This is a genomic window from Methylobacterium sp. WL116 (assembly GCF_008039455.1).
In the GTDB taxonomy this organism is placed as follows: Bacteria; Pseudomonadota; Alphaproteobacteria; order Rhizobiales; family Beijerinckiaceae; genus Methylobacterium.
Window position 1 is genome coordinate 1 of the sequence record NZ_VRUV01000979.1, and the last position, 823, is coordinate 823.

The following is an 823-nucleotide window of genomic DNA, read 5'->3' on the forward strand; positions in this document are numbered from 1 at the left end:
CCCCGGGCGTGATCGTCGCCCCCCGGCGCTGAGCCGAGCCCGCGGGCGTTGAACCAAGGCCGCGGGCGCCCTGGCGCCTGCGGTCCCGCGCCGTGCTATGCCCGCCGTGAACCCGCCGGGTGGCGCGGGGTGCATGCGGAACGATCACGGTGCGTGACCTCCTGACCGCGCTCGCGGGCGCCGTCATCCTGATCCTCGTCGCGGCGCTCGCGGTGCCGCCCTTCATCGACTGGCCGACCCATCGCGCCTTCGTCGACGCGACCGTGAGCCGGTCCCTCGGCCTGCCGGTGCGCAGCGAGGGCCGCATCGACGTGCGGCTGCTGCCCTCGCCGCGCCTGCGCCTCGACCGCCTTCATCTCGGCGACGAGCCGGGACGGCCCGCCCTCGATCTGCGCTTCGTCAAGGCCGAGCTCGGCCTGAGCCCGCTGCTGGCGGGCGCGTTCCGCTTCACCGAGACCCGGATCGGCCGCGCCGAGGTCAAGCTGCCGGTGACCGAGGGCGACGCCCTCGTGGTGCCGGCCGGCCTCGGCGAGGCCCTGCGCGGCCGCGACCTCGCAATCGAAGACCTCCACGTCCAGCAGCTGCTGCTGACCACGGTGGTGCCCGCGACCGGGCGCACCGACCAGTTCTACGCGGAAGCCGTGCAGATCCAGGCGCCGGCCCTCGTCGGCCCCTGGCGGGTCGCGGGCACCAGCGGCGGCCTGCCGTTCACCCTGGTCAGCGGCGAGCCGGCGGCGGACGGCGCCGTCGCCCTGAAGCTCTCGGGCGGCGGCGACGCCCATCCGCGCTTCGAGGCCGACGCCCGCGTCGCCTTCGTGCCGGC

The 823-nt window shown here is 76.3% G+C and carries 1 protein-coding gene; it reads left to right on the forward strand.

Annotated features, from left to right (window positions below; translation table 11 throughout):
- Positions 1-149: 149 nt before the first annotated feature.
- Positions 150-823, forward strand: a 674-nt coding sequence (locus tag FV223_RS28895) for an AsmA family protein (RefSeq protein ID WP_147730030.1), incomplete at its 3' end; no start/stop codon positions are given.